Annotated in this window: 21 protein-coding genes; 4 read left to right on the top strand and 17 right to left on the bottom strand. The window is 60.7% G+C overall.

What is annotated here, in order from left to right; all coding sequences use genetic code 11:
• The first annotated feature begins 9 nt into the window (after nt 1-9).
• Complete coding sequence (locus ACIPY9_RS05420; RefSeq protein WP_400697731.1) at nt 10-582, top strand: cob(I)yrinic acid a,c-diamide adenosyltransferase; 573 nt, start codon at nt 10-12, stop codon at nt 580-582.
• A gap of 60 nt (nt 583-642) precedes the next feature.
• Here ACIPY9_RS05420 and ACIPY9_RS05415 read toward each other — a convergent pair whose 3' ends face one another.
• The 4 genes from ACIPY9_RS05415 to secA form a co-directional block, all read right to left on the bottom strand.
• Nucleotides 643-1,584, bottom strand: a complete 942-nt coding sequence (locus tag ACIPY9_RS05415; RefSeq protein ID WP_400697729.1) for a Nudix family hydrolase — start codon at nt 1,582-1,584, stop codon at nt 643-645.
• On the bottom strand, nt 1,581-2,213 hold the full coding sequence (locus ACIPY9_RS05410; protein WP_400697727.1) for a glutathione S-transferase family protein: 633 nt from the start codon (nt 2,211-2,213) through the stop codon (nt 1,581-1,583). The genes ACIPY9_RS05415 and ACIPY9_RS05410 overlap by 4 nt, the downstream gene beginning before the upstream one ends.
• 133 nt (nt 2,214-2,346) lie before the next feature.
• Nucleotides 2,347-3,564, bottom strand: coding sequence for a bifunctional glutamate N-acetyltransferase/amino-acid acetyltransferase ArgJ (gene argJ / locus ACIPY9_RS05405; protein WP_400697725.1), 1,218 nt, complete (start codon nt 3,562-3,564; stop codon nt 2,347-2,349).
• Between the two features lie 110 nt (nt 3,565-3,674).
• Nucleotides 3,675-6,410 carry a preprotein translocase subunit SecA gene (gene secA, locus ACIPY9_RS05400; RefSeq protein ID WP_400697723.1) on the bottom strand — a complete coding sequence of 912 codons (2,736 nt, stop codon included), beginning with the start codon at nt 6,408-6,410 and terminating at the stop codon, nt 3,675-3,677.
• Nucleotides 6,411-6,718: 308 nt separating this feature from the next.
• Between secA and ACIPY9_RS05395 the strand changes: the two genes are divergently transcribed.
• Entirely contained in the window at nt 6,719-7,174 is a 456-nt protein-coding gene (locus ACIPY9_RS05395) for a DUF721 domain-containing protein (protein WP_400697720.1), read from the top strand.
• Between the two features lie 3 nt (nt 7,175-7,177).
• Here ACIPY9_RS05395 and ACIPY9_RS05390 read toward each other — a convergent pair whose 3' ends face one another.
• The 12 genes from ACIPY9_RS05390 to ACIPY9_RS05335 form a co-directional block, all read right to left on the bottom strand.
• Nucleotides 7,178-7,852 carry a hypothetical protein gene (locus tag ACIPY9_RS05390; RefSeq protein ID WP_400697717.1) on the bottom strand — a complete coding sequence of 225 codons (675 nt, stop codon included), beginning with the start codon at nt 7,850-7,852 and terminating at the stop codon, nt 7,178-7,180.
• On the bottom strand, nt 7,849-8,286 hold the full coding sequence (gspM, locus tag ACIPY9_RS05385) for a type II secretion system protein GspM (protein ID WP_400697715.1): 438 nt from the start codon (nt 8,284-8,286) through the stop codon (nt 7,849-7,851). The genes ACIPY9_RS05390 and gspM overlap by 4 nt, the downstream gene beginning before the upstream one ends.
• Entirely contained in the window at nt 8,283-9,401 is a 1,119-nt protein-coding gene (locus ACIPY9_RS05380; protein WP_400697713.1) for a type II secretion system protein GspL, read from the bottom strand. The genes gspM and ACIPY9_RS05380 overlap by 4 nt, the downstream gene beginning before the upstream one ends.
• Before the next feature lie 14 nt (nt 9,402-9,415).
• The gene (locus tag ACIPY9_RS05375) at nt 9,416-10,006 is read right to left on the bottom strand and encodes a type II secretion system protein J (RefSeq protein WP_400697711.1); all 591 of its coding nucleotides are present in this window, start codon (nt 10,004-10,006) and stop codon (nt 9,416-9,418) included.
• Nucleotides 10,003-10,368 carry a type II secretion system protein gene (locus ACIPY9_RS05370; protein ID WP_400697708.1) on the bottom strand — a complete coding sequence of 122 codons (366 nt, stop codon included), beginning with the start codon at nt 10,366-10,368 and terminating at the stop codon, nt 10,003-10,005. Before ACIPY9_RS05370 ends, ACIPY9_RS05375 begins: the two co-directional genes overlap by 4 nt.
• The gene (gene gspH, locus ACIPY9_RS05365; protein ID WP_400697705.1) at nt 10,365-10,814 is read right to left on the bottom strand and encodes a type II secretion system minor pseudopilin GspH; all 450 of its coding nucleotides are present in this window, start codon (nt 10,812-10,814) and stop codon (nt 10,365-10,367) included. The genes ACIPY9_RS05370 and gspH overlap by 4 nt, the downstream gene beginning before the upstream one ends.
• Before the next feature lie 2 nt (nt 10,815-10,816).
• Nucleotides 10,817-11,254 carry a type II secretion system major pseudopilin GspG gene (gene gspG / locus ACIPY9_RS05360; RefSeq protein ID WP_400697702.1) on the bottom strand — a complete coding sequence of 146 codons (438 nt, stop codon included), beginning with the start codon at nt 11,252-11,254 and terminating at the stop codon, nt 10,817-10,819.
• An 18-nt stretch (nt 11,255-11,272) separates the two neighbouring features.
• Nucleotides 11,273-12,475 (bottom strand): type II secretion system inner membrane protein GspF, encoded by a 1,203-nt coding sequence (gspF, locus tag ACIPY9_RS05355; RefSeq protein WP_400697699.1) that lies wholly within the window; start codon nt 12,473-12,475, stop codon nt 11,273-11,275.
• Nucleotides 12,476-12,478: 3 nt separating this feature from the next.
• Nucleotides 12,479-13,927 carry a GspE/PulE family protein gene (locus ACIPY9_RS05350; protein WP_400698308.1) on the bottom strand — a complete coding sequence of 483 codons (1,449 nt, stop codon included), beginning with the start codon at nt 13,925-13,927 and terminating at the stop codon, nt 12,479-12,481.
• Nucleotides 13,928-13,932: 5 nt separating this feature from the next.
• Nucleotides 13,933-15,816 carry a type II secretion system secretin GspD gene (gene gspD, locus ACIPY9_RS05345; RefSeq protein ID WP_400698306.1) on the bottom strand — a complete coding sequence of 628 codons (1,884 nt, stop codon included), beginning with the start codon at nt 15,814-15,816 and terminating at the stop codon, nt 13,933-13,935.
• Nucleotides 15,817-15,878: 62 nt separating this feature from the next.
• Entirely contained in the window at nt 15,879-16,268 is a 390-nt protein-coding gene (locus tag ACIPY9_RS05340; RefSeq protein ID WP_400698303.1) for a pilus assembly protein PilZ, read from the bottom strand.
• A 35-nt stretch (nt 16,269-16,303) separates the two neighbouring features.
• Nucleotides 16,304-17,956, bottom strand: a complete 1,653-nt coding sequence (locus ACIPY9_RS05335; protein WP_400697697.1) for a lipoprotein UxpA — start codon at nt 17,954-17,956, stop codon at nt 16,304-16,306.
• A 233-nt stretch (nt 17,957-18,189) separates the two neighbouring features.
• On the opposite strand from ACIPY9_RS05335, the gene ACIPY9_RS05330 reads away from it, so the two are divergent.
• Nucleotides 18,190-20,208 (top strand): PhoX family protein, encoded by a 2,019-nt coding sequence (locus ACIPY9_RS05330; RefSeq protein ID WP_400697695.1) that lies wholly within the window; start codon nt 18,190-18,192, stop codon nt 20,206-20,208.
• 76 nt (nt 20,209-20,284) lie between these two features.
• Here the strand turns inward: ACIPY9_RS05330 and gspK are convergent, their stop codons facing one another.
• Nucleotides 20,285-21,259: a type II secretion system minor pseudopilin GspK gene (gspK, locus tag ACIPY9_RS05325; protein WP_400697692.1), complete on the bottom strand. Its 975-nt coding sequence runs from the start codon at nt 21,257-21,259 to the stop codon at nt 20,285-20,287.
• 263 nt (nt 21,260-21,522) lie between these two features.
• Between gspK and ACIPY9_RS05320 the strand changes: the two genes are divergently transcribed.
• The gene (locus tag ACIPY9_RS05320; RefSeq protein WP_400697689.1) at nt 21,523-23,616 is read left to right on the top strand and encodes a multicopper oxidase family protein; all 2,094 of its coding nucleotides are present in this window, start codon (nt 21,523-21,525) and stop codon (nt 23,614-23,616) included.
• The last annotated feature ends 64 nt before the right edge of the window (nt 23,617-23,680 follow it).

Genomic DNA, 23,680 nt, shown 5'->3' with positions numbered 1-23,680 from the left:
GCCATACGCATGGGCTTTCGCTTGTCGAAGATTTACACACGCACCGGCGATGCCGGTGAAACCGGTCTGGGTGACGGCCGACGAGTGCCCAAGGATCACCCGCGAGTAGAGGCCATCGGTGAAGTCGATACGCTCAACAGCCAGCTGGGGCTGCTGCTGGCCGGTCTGGCCGGGCACCCGTCACTCAAGGAGGTGAGCGAGGTGCTGAGTCCTTGCCAGCACCGCCTGTTCGACCTTGGTGGTGAACTCGCCATGCCGGCCTATCAGGTGCTGAACAGTGCCGAAGTCGAGCGGCTGGAAGTGGCTATCGATCGGTGGAACGAGGAAGTCGGGCCACTGGAAAATTTCATATTGCCCGGAGGCTCGATGCTGATTGCCCAGGCCCATGTCTGCCGCAGCCTGGCACGCAGTGCGGAGCGGCGCTGCCAGCAGCTCAATGCGCTGGAACCGCTGGAAGGCGTCGGGTTGGCGTATATCAACCGGCTATCGGACTTGCTGTTTGTGGCCGCACGCATCATCGCCAAACGGCAGGGGATTGCAGAAATACTCTGGCAGGCAGCCCCAAAGCCCAACACTCCGTAGGAGCGAATTCATTCGCGAAAAGGTTGTCAGCCTTCGCGAATGAATTCGCTCCTACGGGAGTCAAGCGGGCCAGAACGCGCGGATTCCGGCCACGCCTTGCGCGCCGCTCTCCCACGCCTGTTGACGCTCATCAGGCCCGACGCCCCCCAGCAGGAACACCGGTTTGGTGAAGCCTGCGATCAGGCGGGACGCCTCTTCCCAACCCAATGGCTGTGCATCGGGGTGAGTCTGAGTCGGCTGAACCGGCGACAGGGTGACAAAATCCACCCCCATCTGCTCGGCCAGGGCCAGCTCTTCGGCGTTATGGCAGGAAGCCGCCAACCAGCGGACCTCAGGAAACGGGCGGCCACGACTGGCGTACTTGCGCAGTTGCTCGGCGGTCAGGTGCCATCCGGCTGAGGGGAAGTCGCCCAACCACTCCAGAGGGCCTTTAAGCATCAGTTGCGCCTTGCCGGCACACAGGCCAACGGCATCCACGGCCAGATCCCGGTATTGCGGATCGTAACCGGCCGGTGCGCGTAACTGAATCAGCTTGATGCCTCCAGCGATAGCCTTTTGCATCCCCCGCAGAAGCTCGGGGGTTTCCAGACCGTCGGGCGTGATCAGGTAATCGCCGGGCAACCGCGCAGCCGCGACGATGGGCTTGTTCGCCGCCGGAAACTCGTAATCGGCCAGCTCGCGATGAGTCACCCAGACCAATGGCTGCCCTTCGGCACCATGGGGTTCCCCGTTAAAGGCAGAAACCTCCCAGACATCCAGCAACACCTGCTTGTCCGGATAGTCATGCCGGATCTGGATCAGCGGGCGCGCCGCCGTGACCGCAATCCCCAGCTCTTCCTGCAACTCACGGCTCAAGGCGTCCCGGACAGCCTCACCGTCCTCGACCTTGCCGCCGGGAAACTCCCACAGACCGCCCTGATGTTGAGTATCGGCACGCTTGGCAATGAGGATTCTGCCGTCAGCGCCACGAATGACGGCCGCGGCCACATGAACACGTTTCACGCCTCGGGCTCCTCCAGAGCAGCCTGTTGCCACTTCTGGAAAGCAGGCCATTGATAAAGGGTTTCAATATAGGCCAGCGCCTCGGCAGGCAGGGCAACGCGATAGGTGCGCAGACGAATGGCCACCGGCGCAAAGAAGGCATCGGCAATGCTGGCCTGGCCGAAAAGAAACGGACCGCTTTCGGTCGCCGCAGCACGGCACTCGGCCCACAACGCAACGATGCGATCGATGTCGGTCTGTGTATCGACCGGGATGACCTCCAGCGCCTGATCATGACGCAGGTCCATCGGCATGTTGGAACGCAGGCTCATGAAGCCACTGTGCATCTGTGCGCATGCCGAACGGGCCTGGGCACGAGCGGCGACATCACGCGGCCAGAGAGCCGCTTCAGGGAAACGTTCGGCCAGGTACTCGCAGATCGCCAGCGAATCGATGATCGTGCCGTGCTCGCACTGGAGCGCTGGCACCTTGCCGGTCGGCGAAAACTTCAGGATCTGTTCGCGGGTTTCCGGCTTGTTCAGGCGAATGACCTGATCGGTATAGGGGGCTCCGGTCATTGCCAGCACCAGCCATGGGCGCAGCGACCAGGAGGAATAACGTTTGTCGCCAATGATGAGGTTTAGAGACATAGCGTTGACTCCAGAAACAGATGCTTTACATCTCCCGTGGGAGCGGGCTCATCCGCGAATAGGCCAGTGCATCCGCAACACATGCACGGCCTGGAATGCCCTCTTCGCGAATGAACTCGCTCCTGCAGATGGATCAGGTGCGGTATTCCGCGTTGATCTTCACGTACTCATGGGACAGGTCGGTGGTCCAGATCGTTTCGCTGCAATCGCCGCGCCCCAGCTCGATACGAATGGTGATTTCTTCCTCGGCCATGGCTGCCGCGCCCTGCGCTTCAGTGTAGGTCGTTGCACGGCAGCCTTTGCTGGCGATGCATACGCCACTGAGGAAGACGTCGATCTTGCTCACGTCCAGATCCGGTACGCCTGCACGGCCCACGGCAGCCAGGATACGGCCCCAGTTGGGATCGGAAGCGAACAGCGCGGTCTTGATCAGGGGCGAGTGAGCCACTGCGTAGCCCACATCCAGGCATTCCTGATGATTGCCGCCGCCATTGACTTCGACGGTCACGAACTTGGTCGCACCTTCGCCGTCACGAACGATGGCCTGGGCCACTTCCATGCAGACTTCAAAGACGGCTTTTTTCAGTGCCTCGAACAGCGGGCCCTTGGCTTCCGTCACTTCAGGCACGTCAGCCTGACCGGTGGCGATCAGCATGCAGCAGTCGTTGGTCGAGGTGTCGCCATCGATGGTGATGCGGTTGAACGACTTGTTCGCGCCGTCGCGGATCAGGTCCTGCAACACGCGCTGGGAAACTTTGGCATCGGTCGCAATGTAGCCGAGCATGGTCGCCATGTTCGGACGGATCATGCCTGCGCCCTTGCTGATACCGGTCACGGTGACCGTCACGCCTTCGTGCTGGAACTGACGGCTGGCACCTTTTGGCAAGGTGTCGGTGGTCATGATGCCGGTCGCTGCGGCAGCCCAGTTATCCACAGACAGGTCATCGAGAGCGGCTTGCAGCGCGCCTTCGATCTTTTCCACAGGCAACGGTTCGCCGATCACACCAGTGGAGTAAGGCAGTACGGCGCTGGCGTCGACACCTGCCAGTTCGGCCAGCCGGGCGCAGGTGCGCGTGGCAGCCGCCAGGCCTGGCTCGCCGGTACCGGCGTTGGCGTTACCGGTATTGGTCAGCAGATAACGCACGGTGCCCTGTACTCGCTGTCTGGCCAGGATGACCGGCGCCGCACAGAACGCGTTCAGGGTGAAGACGCCTGCAACGCTGGAGCCTTCGGCGCAGCGCATGACGACGACATCCTTGCGCCCCGGGCGCTTGATGCCGGCAGAAGCGATGCCGAGTTCAAAACCGGGAACCGGGTGCAGTGTAGGCAAAGGACCAAGACCAACAGCCATGGGGCGCGCTCCTCGAGCAGTATCTGTGCCGTCTTCACGGGACGGCTATCAATGAAAAAACGCCGCGACAGGTGAGCCGGTCGCGGCGTAGAGATTACAGCGTCAGGGCCTTAGCTGATCTGGCCATGACAGTGCTTGAACTTCTTGCCCGAACCACACCAGCACAGCTCGTTGCGGCCCAGTTTCATGTCGTTGCGAACCGGTGCGGTCGCGACCGCCACATCACCGCCTTCCTCAGCCAGTGCAGGCTGCTCCAGCCCGGGTGCATCGGCGTGCTGGAACTGCATGCGTTTGGCCAGTTCCTCGGATTCGCGACGCAGACGCGCCTCTTCTTCCTCGGGGTCTTCGCGGCGGACCTGAACGTGGGACAGGACGCGGATGGTGTCGCGCTTGATCGAATCCAGCAGTTCCTGGAACAGGGTGAAGGATTCGCGCTTGTATTCCTGTTTCGGGTTCTTCTGTGCATAACCACGCAGGTGGATACCGTGACGCAGGTGGTCCATGGTCGACAGGTGGTCTTTCCACAGGTCGTCCAGCACGCGCAGCAGGATCTGCTTCTCGAAGGTGCGCAGCGCCTCGGCACTGGCCTGATCTTCCTTCTCGCTGTAGGCAGCCAGGAGTTCAGCCAGAATCTTCTCGCGCAGGGTTTCTTCGTGCAGGTGATCGTCTTCGTCGAGCCACTGCTGGATCGGCAGTTTCACGGCGAAGTCGCTGTTGAGCGAAGCTTCCAGACCGGCCACATCCCACTGCTCGGGCAGCGATTGTGGCGGAATGTGCTGGCTGACCAGATTGTTGAGCACTTCTTCGCGGAAGTCGCTGATGGTGTCACCGATGTTGGTGGCCGCCAGCAGGCTGTTGCGCATGTGGTAGATCACTTTACGCTGCTCGTTGGCAACGTCGTCGAACTCCAGCAATTGCTTGCGGATATCGAAGTTGCGACCTTCGACCTTGCGCTGTGCCTTCTCGATCGCGTTGGTCACCATGCGGTGCTCGATCGCTTCGCCGGACTGCATGCCCAGGGCCTTCATGAAGTTCTTCACCCGGTCAGAGGCGAAGATACGCATCAGGCTGTCTTCGAGGGACAGGTAGAAACGGCTGGAACCGGTATCGCCCTGACGACCGGCACGGCCACGCAACTGGTTGTCGATGCGGCGCGATTCGTGACGCTCTGAAGCGATCACGTGCAGGCCGCCCGCTTCGATCACTTGCTGATGGCGCTTCTGCCAGTCGGCCTTGATCTGGGCAATCTGCTCGTCCGTCGGGTTTTCCAGGTTGGCGACTTCGACTTCCCAGTTACCGCCCAGCAGGATGTCGGTACCGCGACCGGCCATGTTGGTGGCGATGGTCAGCGCACCCGGACGACCGGCCTGCGCAATGATTTCCGCTTCCTTTTCGTGGAACTTGGCGTTCAGGACCTTGTGATCGATACCTTCCTTCTTGAGCAGGTTGGACATGTGCTCGGAAGTTTCGATGGTCGCCGTACCGACCAGAACCGGACGGTTTTCCGCCAGACAGGCCTTGATGTCGGTCACGATGGCCGCGTACTTCTCTTCGGCCGTCAGGTAGACGAGGTCGTTGAAGTCCTTGCGCGCCAGAGGCTTGTTCGGCGGGATGACCATGACCGACAGGTTGTAGATCTGATGGAACTCGAACGCTTCCGTGTCGGCAGTACCGGTCATGCCGGACAACTTGCTGTACAGACGGAAGTAGTTCTGGAAGGTGGTCGAGGCCAGGGTCTGGCTTTCGGCCTGGATGTTCAGGTTTTCCTTGGCTTCGATGGCCTGGTGCAGGCCTTCGGACAGGCGACGGCCCGGCATGGTACGACCGGTGTGCTCGTCGACCAGCAGGATCTGACCGTCCTGGACGATGTATTCGACGTTGCGGTTGAACAGCGTGTGGGCACGAAGAGCGGCATAGACGTGGGTCAGCAGGCCCAGATTATGCGCCGAGTACAGGCTCTCGCCTTCGGCCAGCAGACCGACTTCGGTAAGCAGCTCTTCGATGAACTGGTGACCGGCTTCGTTCAGCTCGACCTGACGGCTCTTCTCGTCGATGGTGTAGTGGCCCGGCTTGGTGACCTCGCCTTCCACTTCCTCGATGTGCCTTACAAGACGAGGGATCAGGCGGTTGATCTCGGTGTACAGCTTGGAGCTGTCTTCAGCCTGACCGGAAATGATCAGCGGCGTACGGGCTTCGTCGATGAGAATCGAGTCGACTTCGTCGATGACACAGAAGTTGAGTTCGCGCTGGAACTTGTCTTCCATGCTGAAAGCCATGTTGTCGCGCAGGTAATCGAAGCCGAATTCGTTGTTGGTGCCGTAGGTGATGTCGGAGGCGTAGGCTGCACGCTTCTCTTCCGGCGGCTGGAACGGCGAGACGATACCGACGGTCAGGCCGAGGAATTCGTACAGCGGACGCATCCAGTTGGCGTCACGACGGGCCAGGTAGTCGTTCACGGTCACCACGTGTACGCCCTTGCCGGACAGTGCGTTGAGGTAAACGGCCAGTGTACCGACCAGGGTCTTGCCCTCACCGGTACGCATCTCGGCGATCTGACCTTCATGCAGGGTCATGCCGCCGATCAACTGCACATCGAAGTGACGCATGCCCATGACACGCTTGCCTGCCTCGCGGGCCACGGCAAACGCTTCGGGCAGGAGTTTGTCGAGGGTCTCGCCTTTGGCTATACGGGCCTTGAACTCCTCGGTCTTGGCACGCAGTTGCTCATCCGAAAGGGCAACCATTTGCTCTTCAAAGCCATTGACGATCTGTACCGTCTTGAGCATGCGTTTGACTTCACGCTCGTTCTTGCTTCCAAAGAGTTTTTTTAACAAAGGCGCAAACATATCGACAGGATCTTCCACACATAGGAATGGAGGGCGGCCCCGTGAGTCGCCCGTGCAGCCTGATGGCCGCATGCGAACGAGTATTCTACCCGGAAACGATGGTGAGGAAAGTGGCGTTATTCCACGATGCTGGCACAGCGCTGTGACGGGGCAGACCTACTATGGGGCCATTTTTCAACACTTCAACCCGCCTGGGGCAGAAGTTACTCATTGATTTACATATAAAAGCACGGAAAGCGCTTTGAACGAAGCCGCAACAACGCTTTCTGTTAACATGGCGACCTTGTCACCCCTTTGGCATTGCTCCCATGGCCTTTCGTCCCCTCAATGCTCGAACACCTGCCGTTCTGCTGCGCGACGCCAAGCCTCTCAAAGCCATTTTTCGCCACGCCGAACGCCTGAGCCACCTTCAACGCCTGCTCGAAAGCCAGCTGCAACCGGCCGCCCAGGAACATTGCCATGTGGCGTCATGGCGCGAAGGCAGCCTGGTATTGATCGTGACCGACGGTCATTGGGCCACACGCCTGCGCTACCAGCAAAAGCGCCTGCAGCGGCAATTGGTCGCCTTCGATGAATTCGCCAACCTGACACGCATTCTCTTCAAGGTCCAACCGCCCACCGTGCAACAAGGTGCTGCGGGTCATACCATCGACCTGTCATCGGCTGCGGCCGAAAACATCCAGGCCACCGCAGAAGGCATCACTGACCCCAAACTGCGTGCTGCCCTGGAGCGTCTGGCCAGCCATGGCCGGGACAAGAAGTAAACCTCAGCGTTTACCCAGAACCTTTTCAAACTGTGAAGCCCCCGCCTTGAGCAGGCCAGTCTGGACCAGCACCGGCGTCACCATGGCTGCTGGCTCGACCCAACCGCTCACCGTCACCCGACTGACGGCAGGTTCCACTCCGATCTCGAAACGGTGCTCGCCGTCGCGCCGGACCTCGGCCAATAATTTGAGCCCTTCCCGGCACTCAAGCGTGAGGTGAGCATTGCCCAGCACCACCATCCAGGGTGACAGCAACGCCAGGTCCTTGCCTTGCAGATCCCCTTGGCTGGACGTACAACTCGCGCCGAGCCCGGACATAGACAGACGGCCCTGCCAACGACCGTCCAGCACATGGCCCGCAGCGGGTGTGACAAGGCTGGCGATCGGCGCAAGCTCTGCTTTCCACGCCCAGGGCCAGCCGTACGCACTCAGTTCCCAGGCTTGCTGCTGATAGCCGGCACGCACTTGCGCCTGCCCCCTCAAGGGCCGGATGTTCCAGCTCAAAGGCCCCACGGCACCCAGCCTTTCCGCCCGCCCACGCCACAGGGTCCCTTCGATCCCTTGTGGCTGCCAGCCCGGCGCCCACGGGACAAAACGGGCCACAAATGCAGCCGGTGCATTCAGTACAAGCGTCAGGACAAAAACCAAGGCCCCGAGCATCCAAAGCCTGCGACTCATGGACGCCTCCCGGCACGACCCACATCCAGATTGAACACCAACCCTTGATGCCCTTGCTCAAGGCTCCAGCGCAGCGGTCGTCCGCCCTGCTCCTGAATGCTGCGCATCACGTGGGTCAGGGTTTCGGCCCGAGCCAGCTCACCTTGCAACTGCCAGATGTCGCCTCGCTGCTCGACCCGCGTCAGCACCAGCCCTCGGGCACTGGCCAGCGCCTGCCAGTATTCGCTGGAAAACGTTGCGCCGGTATTCAGCGCCTGGGCCTGCTGCGCCAGCAACGGCCATTGGCGCAGGTCCTTGGCCCAGAGCAGCAACGGACGGCCCATCAACACCAGCAGCAACGTCAGTATCACGACCCACCCCGCCAGCAGTGCGTAGCGTCGGGCAGGCGGTAACGTGACAAAAGCGCTTGAAGCGCGCTGAATCCATTCATTCATGGCTGCGCATCCAGAGTGAAGTTGAGCGTGAGCAGGGACATTTTTTCATTCGCCTCGACACTGACCCTGGCGCCCACGGCCCTGGCCATGTTCTGCCAGTGATCCAGAGCCGGGGGCGGAGCGCTGCCGCTCAAGACCCATCGCAAGGTTCGCCCATCGAAGTAAGTCCCGGACACACCCCAGTCTCGCTGACGGTCGAGCCAGATCGCCACAGCCTGTTCCAGCTCGACAATCTGCTGTTGGCGGCTTCGCCAGTCCGTCTGTTCGGATTGAAGACGAGACAGCAGTCGTGCGGCCTGTTGCGCGCTGCCAACCTGACCGGTCACCGCCTCGACCTGAGCCTTCCAGACCGGAACCTGTTGCCAGAACTGCCCCAGCATCAGAGCCCCCCAGCACAGAGCCAGTACCGCACAGGCCGATACCAGACGAAGCTGGGTTCTACTGAACGGCAATGCTCGCTGCCGGGCCTTGGGGCGCCGCTTATCCGAGCGTTCCAGCGCATTGGGCAAACGACTCAGAGAAGCCCATCGGGAAGGCCAGGGTCCGGCCATTTCTTCCGTCGATGGGCGCCAGCCGTCAGGCAGTTCACCCAAGACCTCAGGCCACACCAGCCAATGCTGCACGCCATTGTCAGCGCCCCGTATCAGGCAACGGCCTTCGGGGCGAGCCCACTCCACTATCTGGCCCGGTGCCTGAACAGGCAGCAATTGCAGCTCGGCCCACAGGTAATCCGGCGACACACCCAGCGTTTCACACGCCGCCAGCCAGCGTTGAACACAAGCGCGCTCCACAACCAGCAACTCCAGAGACCCGGCCCTCTTCGACAGGCAACTGATCTGCACGTCTTCAGCAGGCTGTTGCAGCAGATCTTCCAGCAGTAGCGGCCACTCATGCGGTTTGAGGCCCGGTGGCGCTGGCACCTGAAAATGGCTGCATTGCGCGGACGGCATGATCAACGCGACCGTATCCTGCACGTAATGCGCAGGCGGCGGCCAATCACCGTGTTCGGTACCAGGCAAACGTCGCCATTGCCACACGCCTTCAGCACAGGCCGCCGGACGCAACAGCAACCAGTGCCGCTCGGCCCGGCGCTTGGCCCGCCAGCGTTCAAACATGGCGAAAAACCGATTCACGGACGACCATCGGGCAAGCTGAAAGTGCAGACATACGGTGCTCCATGACGCTCGAATTCGAGTCGCACGCCCCGGTCGGGCTGAAGTGCGACAGTGGAAGGAAACGCCAGCCAACGGGTTCCCTGATAAAAACTGAAACGAACCTGATCGACGCCATCCAGCCACTCGCGCCTCTCCCAGCGAGGCGCGTCTGCGGCATACAGGTCGGCCGAGGTCGACAGGCTCAAGCGCCCTTCGCGAGGGCTGAATTCCAGTCGCTGCCGTTGCAGCCTCGATTGCCCCTCAACTTCGGGCCAGGCGGTCAATGCGACCCAGCCAAGCCGGTTGGCAGCAGGTTCCCAATCGAGCCGCATGACGGGCAGCGGCAACCGTTTTTCATACAAACGCCGCAACACCAGCCCATCCAGTCGCCGCTCCAGCGCTAGACAGAACTCCAGCACCACCGGTTCGTTGCCGGGCTCGGCCAGACGCTCACGTACCGTTATCCAACCGTTCACCAGGGTCGCGAGCACCACACCGACCACGGCGGTCAACGCCATTGCCACCAGCAATTCAACAAGGGTCAGTCCCCGTTGCCCATGACTCACGGGCGCACCAGAAATACAGTGAAATGGCCCAGCGGTTCGCGTTCATCACGGGCGGCGAACAGCGCCAGTTCCCCCCGTCGCAAGCCCTGAACACTCGTCATGCCCAGCTCAAGTCGCCAGTAACACATCTTGTCGCCCTGCTGTAATTCACCGCTGACCTTGTTGATCTGCGGCCAGTACCGCTCGACACCGAATCGTGCCTCCAGCTCGCGGGCACACAGAGCGCCAAGGCGATGCTGCTGAACGGCCTGATGCACGCTGATGCGCTGGCGCAACATTTGGCTGACCATCATCGCCATGACCGCTGCAATGCCCAGCGCAACCATCACTTCCAGCAAGGTAAAGCCGCGCTGGCGCTTCATGGCCACTTCACTTGGGTGAGGCTGTTATCGGTACGCCATTCCCAGCGCTGCTGCCCTTCGGGCCATTGCCAGTTCAAGACCGACGCCCTGGCCACACCCGCCGGGGTGAATACCACGCGGGGCTCATCAGATGCAGGCCAGTCCGCCAGCAACTCTGCGGGCCAGGGTTTCATGCGGGATTCATCGGCAACCCAGTGCGTCTGATCATGGGTGCGGGTCAAGCGCACAAATTCCGGCTGACGACCATTCCAGCGCATCCCCAGCACCTGACCGCTGTGCCGGGCTTGCGCCGCCTGCGTCCGGGCTTCGGCAGCCAGGCGCTCAAGAGCCTGCTGCATCGGGGCATCGCCTGAATCCAGCCAGGCCACACTCAAACCACTGAACAAGCCGATGATCAGCAACACCACCAGCATTTCCAGCAGTGAGAAGCCCCGCTCAGCCTTCACGCCTAGAGGTTCCAGTTACCGATATCGCCATCGGTGCCTTCACCGCCCTGCACCCCATCGGCGCCCAGCGAGTAGATATCGATACGCCCGTGCTCACCGGGGGCACGATAGAGATAAGGATTACCCCACGGGTCGGCTGGCAGGCGGCGGATATAGCCATCGGCCCGCCATGAACGCGCCAGAGGCTCGACCGTCGGCGCACGGGTCAGTGCCGCCAGCCCTTGTTCGGAACTGGGGTAACGCAGGTTATCGAGACGATACATGTCCAGCGCCTGCTCAAGCGTGGACAGGTCGGCCAGGACTTTCTGGCGCATGGCCTTGTCCTGATTGCCGAGAACACTGGGCGCCACCACGGCGATCAGCAGGCCGATGATGAAAATCACCACCATGATTTCCATCAGCGTGAAACCGCGTTGGCGGCGCAAAGAAGATGCAGGCATAAAGCGATTCTCCATGAATCAGAAAGTAAGCCCTTGGTTGAGCTGCATGATCGGCAACAGCACAGCCAGAACGATGAACAGCACCACGCCGCCCATCACCAGAATCATCAAGGGCTCGAACAAGGCCATGAGCATGTCCACCTGACGGGTGAACCCGCGCTCCTGGTTGTCCGCAACCCGTTCGAGCATGTCCGGCAAGGTTCCGCTGGCCTCGCCACTGGCGACCATATTGAGCAGCAGCGGCGGGAAATGACCGGCCGTGTTCAAGGCACGATGCAGGCTGACGCCGCCTTCGACCTGTTCGCGCACGGTTTCCAGAGCGCGATGCACTTCACGGTTGCCCACCGTAGCGGTCGCCACGTGCAAGGCTTCGAGCAACGGCACGCCGCTGCCCACCAGAATCGCCAGGCTGCGGGCCAGCCGGGCGCTTTCCAGCACCGTCAGCAGCAACCCGACCCTGGGCAGGCGCAGCAATGCCCGGTCCAGACGCAGTCGCCACTGCGGCTTGCGCAACAGAAATCCGCCTCCGGCCGCCGTCAGCAGCGCCAATCCCAGCAGCCAGGGGCCGATACGTACCAGCCCTTCGCTGATGCCGATCAACAATTGGGTAATCAGAGGAAGGCTCTGCCCGGTGTGACTGAACTGCTCGGTGAGCTTGGGAACCACGAAGGTCATCAGACCGATGACCACGGCCAGCGATACCAGCATCAGCACCGCCGGATAAATCATTGCGGTACGGGCCTTGTGCCGCTGGCGCTGGACTTGCTCAAGGTGCTCGGCCAGACGTTCCAGCACCGGCGCCAGCTTGCCGGAGCGCTCCCCTGCTTCCACCAGTGCGCAATAAAGCCCACCGAACAGACCGCCCTGACGACGAAGGCTCTGGGCCAGACTGTGACCTTCCCCGAGCGCACCACGCACGGACACCAACAGGTTGCGAATCGCGGGCTCGGCCAGTTGCCGCTCAAGGGTCGCGAGAGCATCCACCAGAGGAATCCCGGCACTCAACAGTGTCGCCAACTGCCGGGTCAGCTCACATAACTGGCTGTGATTGAGGCGCTGGCCGCGCGGGCTGCGCGAGGTCGAATCCTGGATCTGCAAGTCCCGGGCGAACAGCCCTTGCTCGCGCAACAGTTGCCGGGCATGACGCTCGCTTTCAGCCTGCAGACTCGCTTTGTGCGTACGCCCTGCCGGGTCGAGGGCCTGATAGCGATAAGTCGGCACGGATCAGCCCCGCACCGCACGTAACACTTCCGCCAGGCTGGTTTCGCCTCGGCGCAAACATTCGCTGGCCATGGCCGCGAGGCTCTGACGCTTGTCCGTCAGGTAATCCTGCATGGCCACTTCACTGGCGCCGTCGTACAGCAAGGCAATCAGGCCTGCGTCCAGCTCAATGAATTCGTACAACCCCATCCGGCCGTCATAGCCACTGCCCTGACAAGCGTCGCAGCCTTGAGGGTGAAAGCTCTCGGTCAGACCGGACAGTTCCGGCCACAGCATGCGCTCGGCCTGCTGCAAGGGCTGCGCCACGGCGCAATGACACAAGTGCCGCACCAGTCGCTGGGCCAGCACGCCCTTGAGGGTCGAGGCGATGAGGAAGGGTTCGATGCCCATGTCCCGCAGACGGGTCACCGCGCCTACGGCACTGTTGGTGTGCAGGGTGGAAAGCACCAGATGCCCGGTCAGGCTGGCCTGGACCGCGATCTGCGCGGTCTCCCGGTCACGGATTTCGCCGAGCATGATGACGTCCGGGTCCTGGCGCAAAATGGCCCGCAAGCCATTGGCAAAGGTCATTCCGGCCTTGGGGTTGATCGCCGTCTGGCCGATGCCGGTGATGGCGTATTCAACCGGATCTTCGACCGTGAGGATGTTGCAGGAACCATCGTTGAGGCTGTTGAGGCTCGCGTAGAGCGTGGTGGTCTTGCCCGAGCCGGTCGGGCCAGTGCTGAGCACAATCCCGTTGGGGCGTTGCAGACAGGCGCGCAGCCCCTGTTCCACTTCAGGTGGCATGCCGAGATTGCTCAGGTCCAGCAAACTCGCCTGCTTGTCCAGGACCCGCATCACCACGCGCTCGCCATGAATACCCGGCAAGGTCGACACCCGAATATCCACTTCACGCCCGGCAGAGCGCAGGGTAATCCGGCCGTCCTGCGGCTGGCGCTTTTCCGCGATGTCCAGCCGGGCCATGACCTTGATTCGCGACACCAGCATCGTCGATAACGCACGCGGCGGACGCAGCACTTCCCGCAGATGGCCGTCGATGCGCAAGCGAATCACCAGGCTGGCTTCAAAGGTTTCCACATGAATATCCGAGGCCCGAAGGCGCAAGGCTTCACCGAACAGGCCGTTGATCAGGCGAATCACCGGTGCGTCGTTGTCGTTCTCCAGCAGGTCTTCGATCTTCGGCAATTCACTCATCAGACTGTCGAGGTCAACCTGTTCGCCAATGCCATCGATCAAAGCGGCCGTTGCCGATTCGCCCGCCTGATAAAGCGTCCCCAGACGGGTTTCATAATCCTGTGTCGAAAGGTGTTCGACCGCACTCGGCGCGCCATATACACGCATCACTTCCCGCAACATGTCGGTGTCGCTCCCGCTGCGTAGCCACAGGTGCCAGCCGGCTTCAACCGGCACCTTCGCAACACCGGTCTGGCGTGCGATTCGATAGGGCAGCAGTGCGTTTACCATGCGCCCTTTTCCAGTCGATCGCGGCTGGACGGAAACAATTGCAACAGCGTGTCGCCCTCTGCGATACCCGGTAACGGCAGCGAGGTGTTGGTCTTGAGATTGCGGTATTTCTCACTGCTGAGCTGCGCCAGGGTTTCACCGTCGCGCACGATGCGCGGGCGAATGAACACCATCAGGTTCTGTTTGACCCGTTGCGTTGCGTCGGAGCGAAACAGCCGACCCAACACCGGAATATCACCCAGCAAAGGCACACGCTGATCGCTGGTGGTGGACTCATCCCCGATCAACCCCCCCAGCACCACCAGGCCGTTATCCTCGACCATGACTTTGGTCTTGATTTCGCGCTTGTTGGTGATGACGTCACTGGCGCTGGTGCTGTCGGCAATCGACGACACTTCTTGCACGATGTCCAGGCGCACGGTGTTGTCGATGTTGATCTGCGGCTTGATCCGCAGCTTCACGCCGACCTCCTTGCGCTCGATGGTCTGGTACGGGTTGGTGTTGTCCTGGGTCACCGACCCCGTCACGAACGGCACTTCCTGGCCCACCAGAATCGAAGCCTCGGCGTTATCCAGAGTCAGCAGGGTCGGGGTCGAAAGGAGGTTGAAACCGCTCTGGCTTTTCAAGGCATTGAGCAGCGCCATGAAATTCAGCCCGCCGCCATTCAGGTTGCCGACACCTGCGGTCACGCCCTGAACGCTGGACAACAACTGACCGAGACCGGCCGTATCGCTGGCTTGCACCAAAGCGCCCACGCTGGTGACGCTCGGGGCGTTGCCACTGAAGTTGATCGCACCGCCGCCGAAACTGTCGCCCTGAAACAGCCACTGCACACCCAGTTCCTGCGCACGGGTGTCCGAAACCTCAGCAATGATGGCCTCGACCACCACCTGCGCACGCCGGATATCCAGTTGTTCAACGATGTTGCGATAAGTCGTCAACTCGCTGTCCGGCCCCACCATCACCACAGCGTTGGTGCCTTCCTCGTATTCCATGCGAATGCCCGAGGTGCTGACTGGCAGGGATTTTTCACTGCCTTGGGCCGAAGAGGTCGGCGCCGCAATATCCTGACTGAGGCCCCGCAAGACCTTGACCACTTCGGCCGCATTGGCATGCCGCAGGTAGATCACCACGGTATTGGCGTTGTGCTGTGGGTCGTACGGCTTATCCAGTTGCGTGAGCAAAGCCCGTACCCTGGCGCGGCTGTCAGTGCTGCCGCGGACCAGCAAGGCATTGCTGCGCGGGTCAGCCACCACCTGCGCAGTGTCGGCGCCCTGCTCGCGGGCCAGCAGGCGAGTAACCAATTGCGCCGTGTCATTGGCGTTGGCGTTCTTCAACGGCAGCACTTCCAGCGGTTCCTGGCTCACCTGATCGAGTTGCACCAGCAGGCTGTCGATACGATCCAGGTTGCTGCGCCAATCGGTAATCACCAACAGGTTGGCTGAGGGATACGGCGTGATCACACCCACTCGCGGGTCGATCAGCGGTTTGAGGATATTGAGCATCTGTTCGCTGGCGGCATTGCGCACGTTGAACACACGGGTCGCCATGCCGTCATTGACTTGCGAGGCATTGCGGGCCGACTCCACGGGTACGGGCTCCAGGCGGGCCGCCTGATCGGGGACGATCTTGACGCTGCCGTTGGGCAAATCAACCGCGGCAAAACCCTGGGCACGCAATTGAGCCAGGAAAATGTCGTAGATCTCTTCACTGCCCAGCATCTCGCTGCTGCGCACGGTCACCTTGCCCTTGACCCGTGGATCGATGATGAACGTGGTGTGGGTGATACGCGAAACGCTGTCAATGAATTCCGAGAGTTCGGCATCGACAAAATTGACCTCGTAAAGCGGCTCTTCTTCAGCGCTCACGCCGCTCATGGCCAGAGCACACAACAGAAAGGCAAGACGCAGTGGCTGCTTGAGAAGATTGATGGTCATGCTTATCCCTGTTGCTTGAAGCCGAAGGACGGCCGTTGCGGGGGCCAGGGCAAACGTTCGCGCTTGCCGTTGTTGTCGAACACCAGGCCCAACTCATCGATGTCCTGCAAGAGAATGCCGGGGGCCAGTTTCTGGCCGCGAGCCAGCGTGCGTTGACGTTGTTCGAAACGCAGCACCACGACCGTAGAACTCAGGGGACTGGCCTTGAGGCCGCCCAGGTATTGGATGTTCAGTGTGGTCAGGGGCAATTCATTGTTGAGGATGGGGCCAGTCCGCCAATGCCGACTCAACAGGTCTGCCACTGGAGCGCTCGCTAGAGGAGCAGGAGCCGGTTGCGCCAGGCCATGCCAGACTTGCAGCACACATTGCGCGGCCAGCCAGCCGGCCAGCATCACCAATGCGCCATGGCTTGCTCCGACAAGACGCGTCACACGGCCGACTCACGGGGATGCCAGCCGGGATGCCCTTGCACGTAACGCATTTGCGGTCGCTGCAAGGACGCTATGCGCCAGTCGGCCGGACGCTCACGAAGCCAGGCTTCCAGATGCTGCCAGAGCGGCTCGCCGGCCTGCGCATCAAAACCCAGGCCAAAGGTTCGGCATTGCCCGGCAGGCTCGCCCACACCACTGACCCGCTTGCCGCTGGCGCTGTAGGTCACTTGCCAGGGCTGGCCTTGCCAGCGCGGCAAATCCTGGCTGTTGTCCAGCAAAAGCATCTCACCGAACATTTGCTCGGCAGCGTTTTCCAGCACCTGCGGGACTTGTCTGGCCGACACCTTCACAACCGGCGCCGGGTAGCTGGCCGTCAGGCTGATCAGGTGCTCACGGGTAATCATCTGGCCTTGAGCCAGAGGGCTGTCGTAACGCAGGCCCGGAAGTAAAACGGCGCTGTCCGGATGTTCAGCCAAGGCCTCATGCAGCAATCGATCCCAACTGCCGCCCCGTACATCCCGACGCCAGAGGTTTTCCGGCGCGCGGGCCAGTGGTTGATCGAGCCAGCCGGCATGGGTGGCGCGTTGCTGTTGGGCAACCTGCCGGATGCGTTGAGCCTCAACCTGATCACTGGCCGTCAGTGTGTTTTCCAGCGCCGGATGAAAGCGCGCCGTGAACTGCCATTGCCCGCCCGCCATCTGGCAACGAATGCGAAAGGCTCCGCTGGCTCGGGTGCCGCCCAGCACCACGGGCACGCGTTTTCCAGAGGCTTGCATGATGTCCACTGGATGCGGCCAGAGATCCTGCCCCCGGGCACACAGCACCAGATCGACTTGTGGCAGACGTTCGGCCAGCCAGAAGCCCGGACCGGTGCCGACATCCGCCAGTGCGATCACCAGATCGGCATCGGCCCGGGCACGCTCAAGGGCCGGTTGCAGGCTGTCATGCCATTGTTTGAGGGATGCTTTTTGATCACGGGCATACGGGTCGGTAATACCCACCACCGCAATCCGGATTCCGCTCCGGAGAAAGAAGGCCACGGCTTCCGTTCCCAGACGCTGGCTGACATCGGCAGCCAGATCGGCGCCCAATACCGGATGACCGAATTGACGATAAAGACCGGCGCACTGTTGCGGCCATAACAGACGTTCATCGCTGCTGACCCGAACTTCTGTGCCCAGCAATGCGCTGCCCTGAGCCCCGGACCGGCCTTGAGTCAGATAAGCCAGGCCACTGCCATTCCAGCATTGGCCGTTTTCCAGCGTCAGGCTGTTGCCCTCTCCGGCTTCACGGCGAAAACGCTGCAACAACGCACCCAGTACCGGATAGCCACCGGTTTCGATGTGTGGGCTCAGGCTGGCGTCGAGCAGGCTGTTGAGCTGGATCTGGTCAGGGGCATGGACATGGGCATCGACGCCACTGATCCAGGGTGCCTGACCGATCCGTGTCGCCGGTCCCAGACGGGTGGCAGGCACAACCGGTCTGCCCGGCTGACGCGCATCCAGGGTGTCGGCCACATACAGCAGATCGACATGGTCACCACTGGCAACAGCGCCTGTGCTCTGGAGACTTGAGCAAGCCGACAGCAACGGCGCCATGGCACCTGCCGCCATCCATCCCAACACATCGCGTCGCGCCATTGAAGCCATCGTTCTTATGTCCTGAGGCTGACTCTTCACAGGGGCGGCATATTGGCGATGGGAAATGACAGTTTGATGGCAGATTTTTAACCCTTGGGCCTGACAAGCGCTCTCGTTACAAAAGGAAATAACTAATACATTTTTTAGTCGGCTTATTAATAAAACTGCCAATGAATCATCACACTCGACTTCTACAGTCCCGGTTCCTTTTCCAAACCTACTTCATAAAAAGGACCTGATGAATGAGTCGTAATACCGGCGACAACCTGAACCGCAACCTGAGTAACAATGAGCCGATGTCATCCGTGCTCGACACCTACCTGAGCCGTCGCAGCGTGGTACGTGGCGGGCTCGGTGCCGCCATTGCAATGATTGCCGGCACAGGGCTGACCGGTTGCTTCGACAGCGGCAGCGATTCAGATGACCCGGTGGCATCGGAACCCGGGCTGAAGCTGGGTTTCACCTCGATTCCAGGTTCCCTCACCGACGCGGTCACCATCGCCGCCGGTTATACCGCTTACGTCCTGGCACCCTGGGGCACACCGCTCAGCAGCCTGGCCAATGCCTGGAAAAGCGACGGCACCAACACCTCCACCGATCAGGCCAACTCGATGGGCATGCACCACGACGGCATGCATTACTTCCCCATCAATGGCAGTTCCAGCGACGGCCTGCTCGCGATCAACTTTGAATACATCGATCAAAGCGCCCTGCACCCGTCCGGCGCAACGCTGGTGGGCGGCGTCCGTCCGGTCGAAGAAGTACGCAAGGAAATCAATGCCCATGGCGCTGGCGTCGTCCGCATCAGCAAGGTCGGCAACCGCTGGCAGGTGGTGGAAAACGACCCGCTGAACCGCCGCTTCACCACGGCCTCGCTGATGAACCTGTCCGGCCCGCTGAAAGGCACCGATCACGTCAAAACCGTGTTCTCGACCGACGGCAGCCAGACTCGCGGTACCAACAACAACTGTGGCAACGGCTATACGCCATGGGGCACCTACCTGACCTGTGAAGAAAACTGGCCGGGCATTTTCGTCAACACCGGCACACGCCCTGCCGATCAGGTGCGTATTGGCATCGCGACCGCCAATGGCAACTATCGCTGGGAAACCGCTGCAGGCGATGCTTCCGAGGTCAACGGCGAGTTCACTCGTTTCAACATCACCGAGAGCGGTGCCACTGCCACGGACGACTACCGCAACGAAGCCAGCACCTATGGCTACATCGTTGAAATCGACCCTTACGACGCCAGCACTTTGCCAGTCAAACGCACAGCACTCGGACGCTTCCGTCACGAAGGCTGCTGGCCGGGCCTGACCACTCCAGGCAAGCCGGTGGTGTTCTACATGGGCGACGACTCGCAGAATGAATACCTCTACAAATTCGTGTCCACAGCCCTGTGGGACGAGGCGGACGCCACGCCGAGCGATCGCCTGGCGACCGGTGCCAAGTACATGGACAGCGGCAAACTCTACGTTGCCCGTTTCAATGCCGATGGCAGTGGTAACTGGTTGTTGCTCGATGTAGCCACCGCCACGACCGACAGCAGCACCCTCGGCGCCAAGTTCACCGACCTGCCCGGCATCATTCTCAACACTCGCGGCGCTGCGGATGCCGTCGGCGCGACACCGATGGACCGCCCTGAGTGGACGGCCGTCAACCCGCTCAATGGCGACGTTTATCTGACCCTGACCAACAACACCAGCCGCACGACGGCCAACGCGGCCAACCCACGAATCGATAACAAGCACGGGCACATCATCCGCTGGCATGACGCCGACGATCAGGTGTCGTTCACCTGGGATATCTTCGTCTTTGGCGCCAATGCTTCCGGTACCGCAGATATCAACCGTTCCGGCCTGACCGAACTGAACCAGTTCGCCAGCCCCGACGGCATGAGCTTCGACAGCCGTGGTGTGTTGTGGGTACAGACCGACAATAGCGAATCCACCATCACCAGCTACACCAACGACCAGATGCTGGCGGTCATTCCGACCAATATGGTCGATGCACAGGGCAATCAGATTCCGGTCAACGCCCAGAACCAGAGTGACTTGCGTCGTTTCTTCGTTGGCCCCAATGGCAGCGAAGTCACGGGGCTGGCCTTTACGCCGGACAACAAGACCATGTTCATCAACATCCAGCACCCGGGTAACTGGCCATCCACCGATGTGGCCACCGACGTCACTGTCGGAACCGTCCGGCCACGTGCTTCAACCGTAGTCATCCAGCGCGCCGATGGCGGCGATCTGGCGGTGTAGTTCAAAGGCACAAGCTGGAAGCTACAAGTACAGGCTCTGGCTTGTAGCTTGTAGCTTGTAGCTTGTAGCTTGCCGCTTACAGCCTGCTCCCCTCCCCCACCTTACGCTCCCGCACCACCATCTCCTGGGCCGGCACACGGCTGTGCCATTTCACGATACCCAAGGCCTCGACCCGGTATTGACTGAGAAAGACCTGCCCATCCAGACTCACCTCAATCTGCAACAGAAAGTGATCGCCGTTGAGCTGCAACCCTTCGCTCAATTGTGCGAAGGCTTCGTCGTCCATGGCCCCCATGGCCTGACGCAAGGCGCTGGCATCGAGATAGCCTCCGGCCGGTCGGCCACTGATCAACCGGGTCAGCTGCGAACGCTCGATCTTTCCCTCGAACAAAGCCTCCAGCAAGGGCAGTTCACTGAGGCTCAGGGCATTGGCATTCAGGCGCCAGCCCGTGGTTTCCGGCAGGGCACACAATTGTCGATAGCGTTGTTCGCGCTGCCTGTCGGCGGGCAGCAGCAGGTTCAACTCACTGGTATCGACCATTAATTGATTGGCCGCCAGACGTGGCGGAGAGAGACGCAGGTATTCGTTGTTTTCAGCGCCGTGCAGACGGCTCTGATGATCGGCATCGATCCAGTCAGTCAAACCTTGAGCCAGACGCTCAGCCGCCATATCGGCTCCCAACAGATGAACCAGCTGCTTTTGCGCACGCTCGGCCTCCACGCCAATCAGACTGTTGACGTTGAAACACCGGTGCAGATCGACGATACGAATGCTCGCCTTGCCGCCCTTGAAGTCATAGCTCAAGGGCTGGCCGCGCAAGGCCTGCCAAAACAAAGGGCTCGCACGCCACACCGGGTCCTTGAGCGCCTGCTCGGCAAACGCCAGGGCTGCTTTTTCGATGGATCGCGCCTGAACCCGCTGCTGCAACAAACGGACGCTGTCCACCTCTTGCCGCCCTTGCTCGACCATCCAGGCCATCCCGGCGGCAAGCATGGCCAAGGCGACCAGCACCATCAGCAATGCCGCCCCTTGTTGTCGGTTTTTCGTCATCGTTCAGCCTTGGGTTCTCCACGCAAGGCGCCAGTCAACACCGACAATGTTGCAGGTTCGTGGCAGCTTTAATGATCGGTTCCCCCTTTACCTCTACGCAAAAATGGCCGCCTCAAACGCTCAAGAATGAATAAAGAACGTTGTAGTGATTAATTTTTCTTTCCCGGCTTCCGATTGCCATTGTTTGGCTATCATCATTCAGCCTCAACGGCATACCGACTCTTGTTGTCCCTTTGGGATCATTTGAAATCAGGGAGATTTATATGGCCAGACTGGAAGCGTCTTGTTTGGGGGCCAAGGTCCCGGAAGTGAGCAGTTATCGTTTGCGTGGCGCGATTGCCATGATCGTGGCGTGCAGTGCGTTGCCAGCGATGGCGCAAGAGGATGCCCGCAGTTTCAGCAACCCGCCTGACCTGCAACAGGAAGCACCAAGCCAGGCTGTCGGGCAGGCGACCTTGTTGATGCGCTCCGGCATGGAAAAGGCCGTCACCAAGAAACTGTCCGAGCCGGCGCCTCGGGCGGGCAAAGAACGGCAATTGATCCTGAATATCGGCTACACCACCAATCGCATCTATAACCCGACGACCAAGAGCTACGACCAGGTCAAGCTGCGCAGCTATACCGGCACGGACGTCAACCCGCACACGCCTTTCGTAGCACCGACGATCAACGCGACGCCGGGCGATACCGTTCGGGTAACGCTGAACAACAATCTGCCGAAAGATCCAAGCTGCACGGATTCCCACGCCAAGGTCGACAAGCCACACTGCTTCAACGGCACCAACCTGCACTCCCATGGCCTGTGGGTCAGCCCGACCGGTAACAGCGATAACGTCTTGCTGTCGATCAACCCCGGCGTCAGCTTCCAGTACGAATACAACATCCCGGAAGATCACCCGGCCGGGACCTTCTGGTATCACCCTCATCGGCACGGCTCCACGGCCCTGCAGGTCGGCAGCGGCATGGCGGGAGCCCTGGTGATCCATGGCGATCGCAAACCGACGCCCGACACCAACGGTGATATCGACACCTTGCTCAAGGGGGTCGATGGCAAGGCGTTCACCGAACGTCTGCTGGTGCTGCAACAGATTCCTTATGCCTGCACCGAGGATGGCGGCAAGACCTATAACTGGAATTGCGCCAAAGGCCAGACGGGAATCGTCGAAAGTTATGAAGGCCAGTTTGGCCCTTCGGACTGGCAGAACTCAGGTCGTTACACCACGATCAACGGCAAGGTTCAACCGATCTTTTCCGCCAGCAGCGGAGCGGTCGAACGCTGGAGACTGGTGCATGCGGGCATTCGCGACACCATCGTGCCGCAGTTCCGCAAGATGGCCGAGACCGGACGCCAACTCAGCCAGGAAGGTATCAGCGCCGCCGACTCTGAGAGCTTCGTTGCCAAGCAGTGCATTGGTGAGCCCGTACCGTTTCAAGTCATCGCGTCTGACGGCCTTACCATGGACAAGGCTCAGCAACTCAACCAGGTCACCTTGCAGCCGGGCTATCGCAATGACCTGCTGGTGATGTTCCCCGAGCCAGGGCGCTACTGCCTGGTGGACAAGCCTGAAACCAAGGCCGGGAGCGTCAACCAGACCACTGGCAGCACACAACTGCTCGGCTTCGTTGATGTAGGCGCAGGTCCTGCCGTGAAAGACATCAAGGCCAGACTCACCACCGAACTCGTGGCGGCGGCCAAGCGGAACATGCCAGCGAACGTCCAGAAACAGGTCATCGCTGACCTTGAGAACGGCCTGAAGCTGACCAGGTTCATTCCTCATCAAAGCATCTCCGATGAGGAGCTCAAGAAGAGCGGCAATCTTGAGCAGAATCTGGTGTTCATGCTCAACGCCACCGACAAGAAGAACGTCAAATTTGCAGTCGGGACCACGGCAAAGGACGCAGTGCCTTATGAACCCGACGTTATCAACCGTCAGTTGACACTGGGCACCGCAGAAACCTGGACCCTGCAATCGGCTTACGTCAGCCACCCGTTCCACATCCACGTCAACCCGTTCCAGATCGAGAAGATCATTGGTCCGGATGGCACGGATCTCAGTGAGCCGGGTGCTGTGGATAAAACCGATAACAACGACACTCAGTATGCCGGCCTCAAAGGGGTCTGGAAGGACACCCTGTTTGTCAAAGGCCCCAGCAGTGATGATCCGAACTTCGACCCGGTGACCAACACCGAAGGGCTCTACAAGATCTACGTCCGCACCCGCTACCAGCGCTACATCGGTGAGTTCGTGTTGCACTGCCACATCCTCGATCATGAAGATCAAGGCATGATGCAGAACGTCAACATCAGCATGCCGGATGGCAATGGCGGCAACCTGGGCAGTGGCAGTCACCATTGATGGCTTTTGACTGAAAGAGGCGGCTCACACAGAGCCGCTTCTTTTTTGCCCACGAAAACCCGGC

The organism is Pseudomonas sp. NPDC089734 (assembly GCF_044748865.1).
In the GTDB taxonomy this organism is placed as follows: Bacteria; Pseudomonadota; Gammaproteobacteria; order Pseudomonadales; family Pseudomonadaceae; genus Aquipseudomonas.
Note: the sequence above shows the minus strand (reverse complement) of the source record. Positions and strands in the feature narration are given on the sequence as shown.

Bases quoted from the DNA above. Each gene is read 5' to 3' on its own strand.
- ACIPY9_RS05420 (WP_400697731.1), top strand. From the start codon at position 10: ATGGGCTTTCGCTTGTCGAAGATTTACACACGCACCGGCGATGCCGGT.
- ACIPY9_RS05410 (WP_400697727.1), bottom strand. From the start codon at position 2,213: ATGTCTCTAAACCTCATCATTGGCGACAAACGTTATTCCTCCTGGTCG.
- argJ (WP_400697725.1), bottom strand. From the start codon at position 3,564: ATGGCTGTTGGTCTTGGTCCTTTGCCTACACTGCACCCGGTTCCCGGT.
- secA (WP_400697723.1), bottom strand. From the start codon at position 6,410: ATGTTTGCGCCTTTGTTAAAAAAACTCTTTGGAAGCAAGAACGAGCGT.
- ACIPY9_RS05395 (WP_400697720.1), top strand. From the start codon at position 6,719: ATGGCCTTTCGTCCCCTCAATGCTCGAACACCTGCCGTTCTGCTGCGC.
- ACIPY9_RS05390 (WP_400697717.1), bottom strand. From the start codon at position 7,852: ATGAGTCGCAGGCTTTGGATGCTCGGGGCCTTGGTTTTTGTCCTGACG.
- gspM (WP_400697715.1), bottom strand. From the start codon at position 8,286: ATGAATGAATGGATTCAGCGCGCTTCAAGCGCTTTTGTCACGTTACCG.
- ACIPY9_RS05380 (WP_400697713.1), bottom strand. From the start codon at position 9,401: ATGTTTGAACGCTGGCGGGCCAAGCGCCGGGCCGAGCGGCACTGGTTG.
- ACIPY9_RS05370 (WP_400697708.1), bottom strand. From the start codon at position 10,368: ATGAAGCGCCAGCGCGGCTTTACCTTGCTGGAAGTGATGGTTGCGCTG.
- gspG (WP_400697702.1), bottom strand. From the start codon at position 11,254: ATGCCTGCATCTTCTTTGCGCCGCCAACGCGGTTTCACGCTGATGGAA.
- gspD (WP_400698306.1), bottom strand. From the start codon at position 15,816: ATGAGCGGCGTGAGCGCTGAAGAAGAGCCGCTTTACGAGGTCAATTTT.
- ACIPY9_RS05340 (WP_400698303.1), bottom strand. From the start codon at position 16,268: ATGCTGGCCGGCTGGCTGGCCGCGCAATGTGTGCTGCAAGTCTGGCAT.
- ACIPY9_RS05335 (WP_400697697.1), bottom strand. From the start codon at position 17,956: ATGGCTTCAATGGCGCGACGCGATGTGTTGGGATGGATGGCGGCAGGT.
- ACIPY9_RS05330 (WP_400697695.1), top strand. From the start codon at position 18,190: ATGAGTCGTAATACCGGCGACAACCTGAACCGCAACCTGAGTAACAAT.
- gspK (WP_400697692.1), bottom strand. From the start codon at position 21,259: ATGACGAAAAACCGACAACAAGGGGCGGCATTGCTGATGGTGCTGGTC.
- ACIPY9_RS05320 (WP_400697689.1), top strand. From the start codon at position 21,523: ATGGCCAGACTGGAAGCGTCTTGTTTGGGGGCCAAGGTCCCGGAAGTG.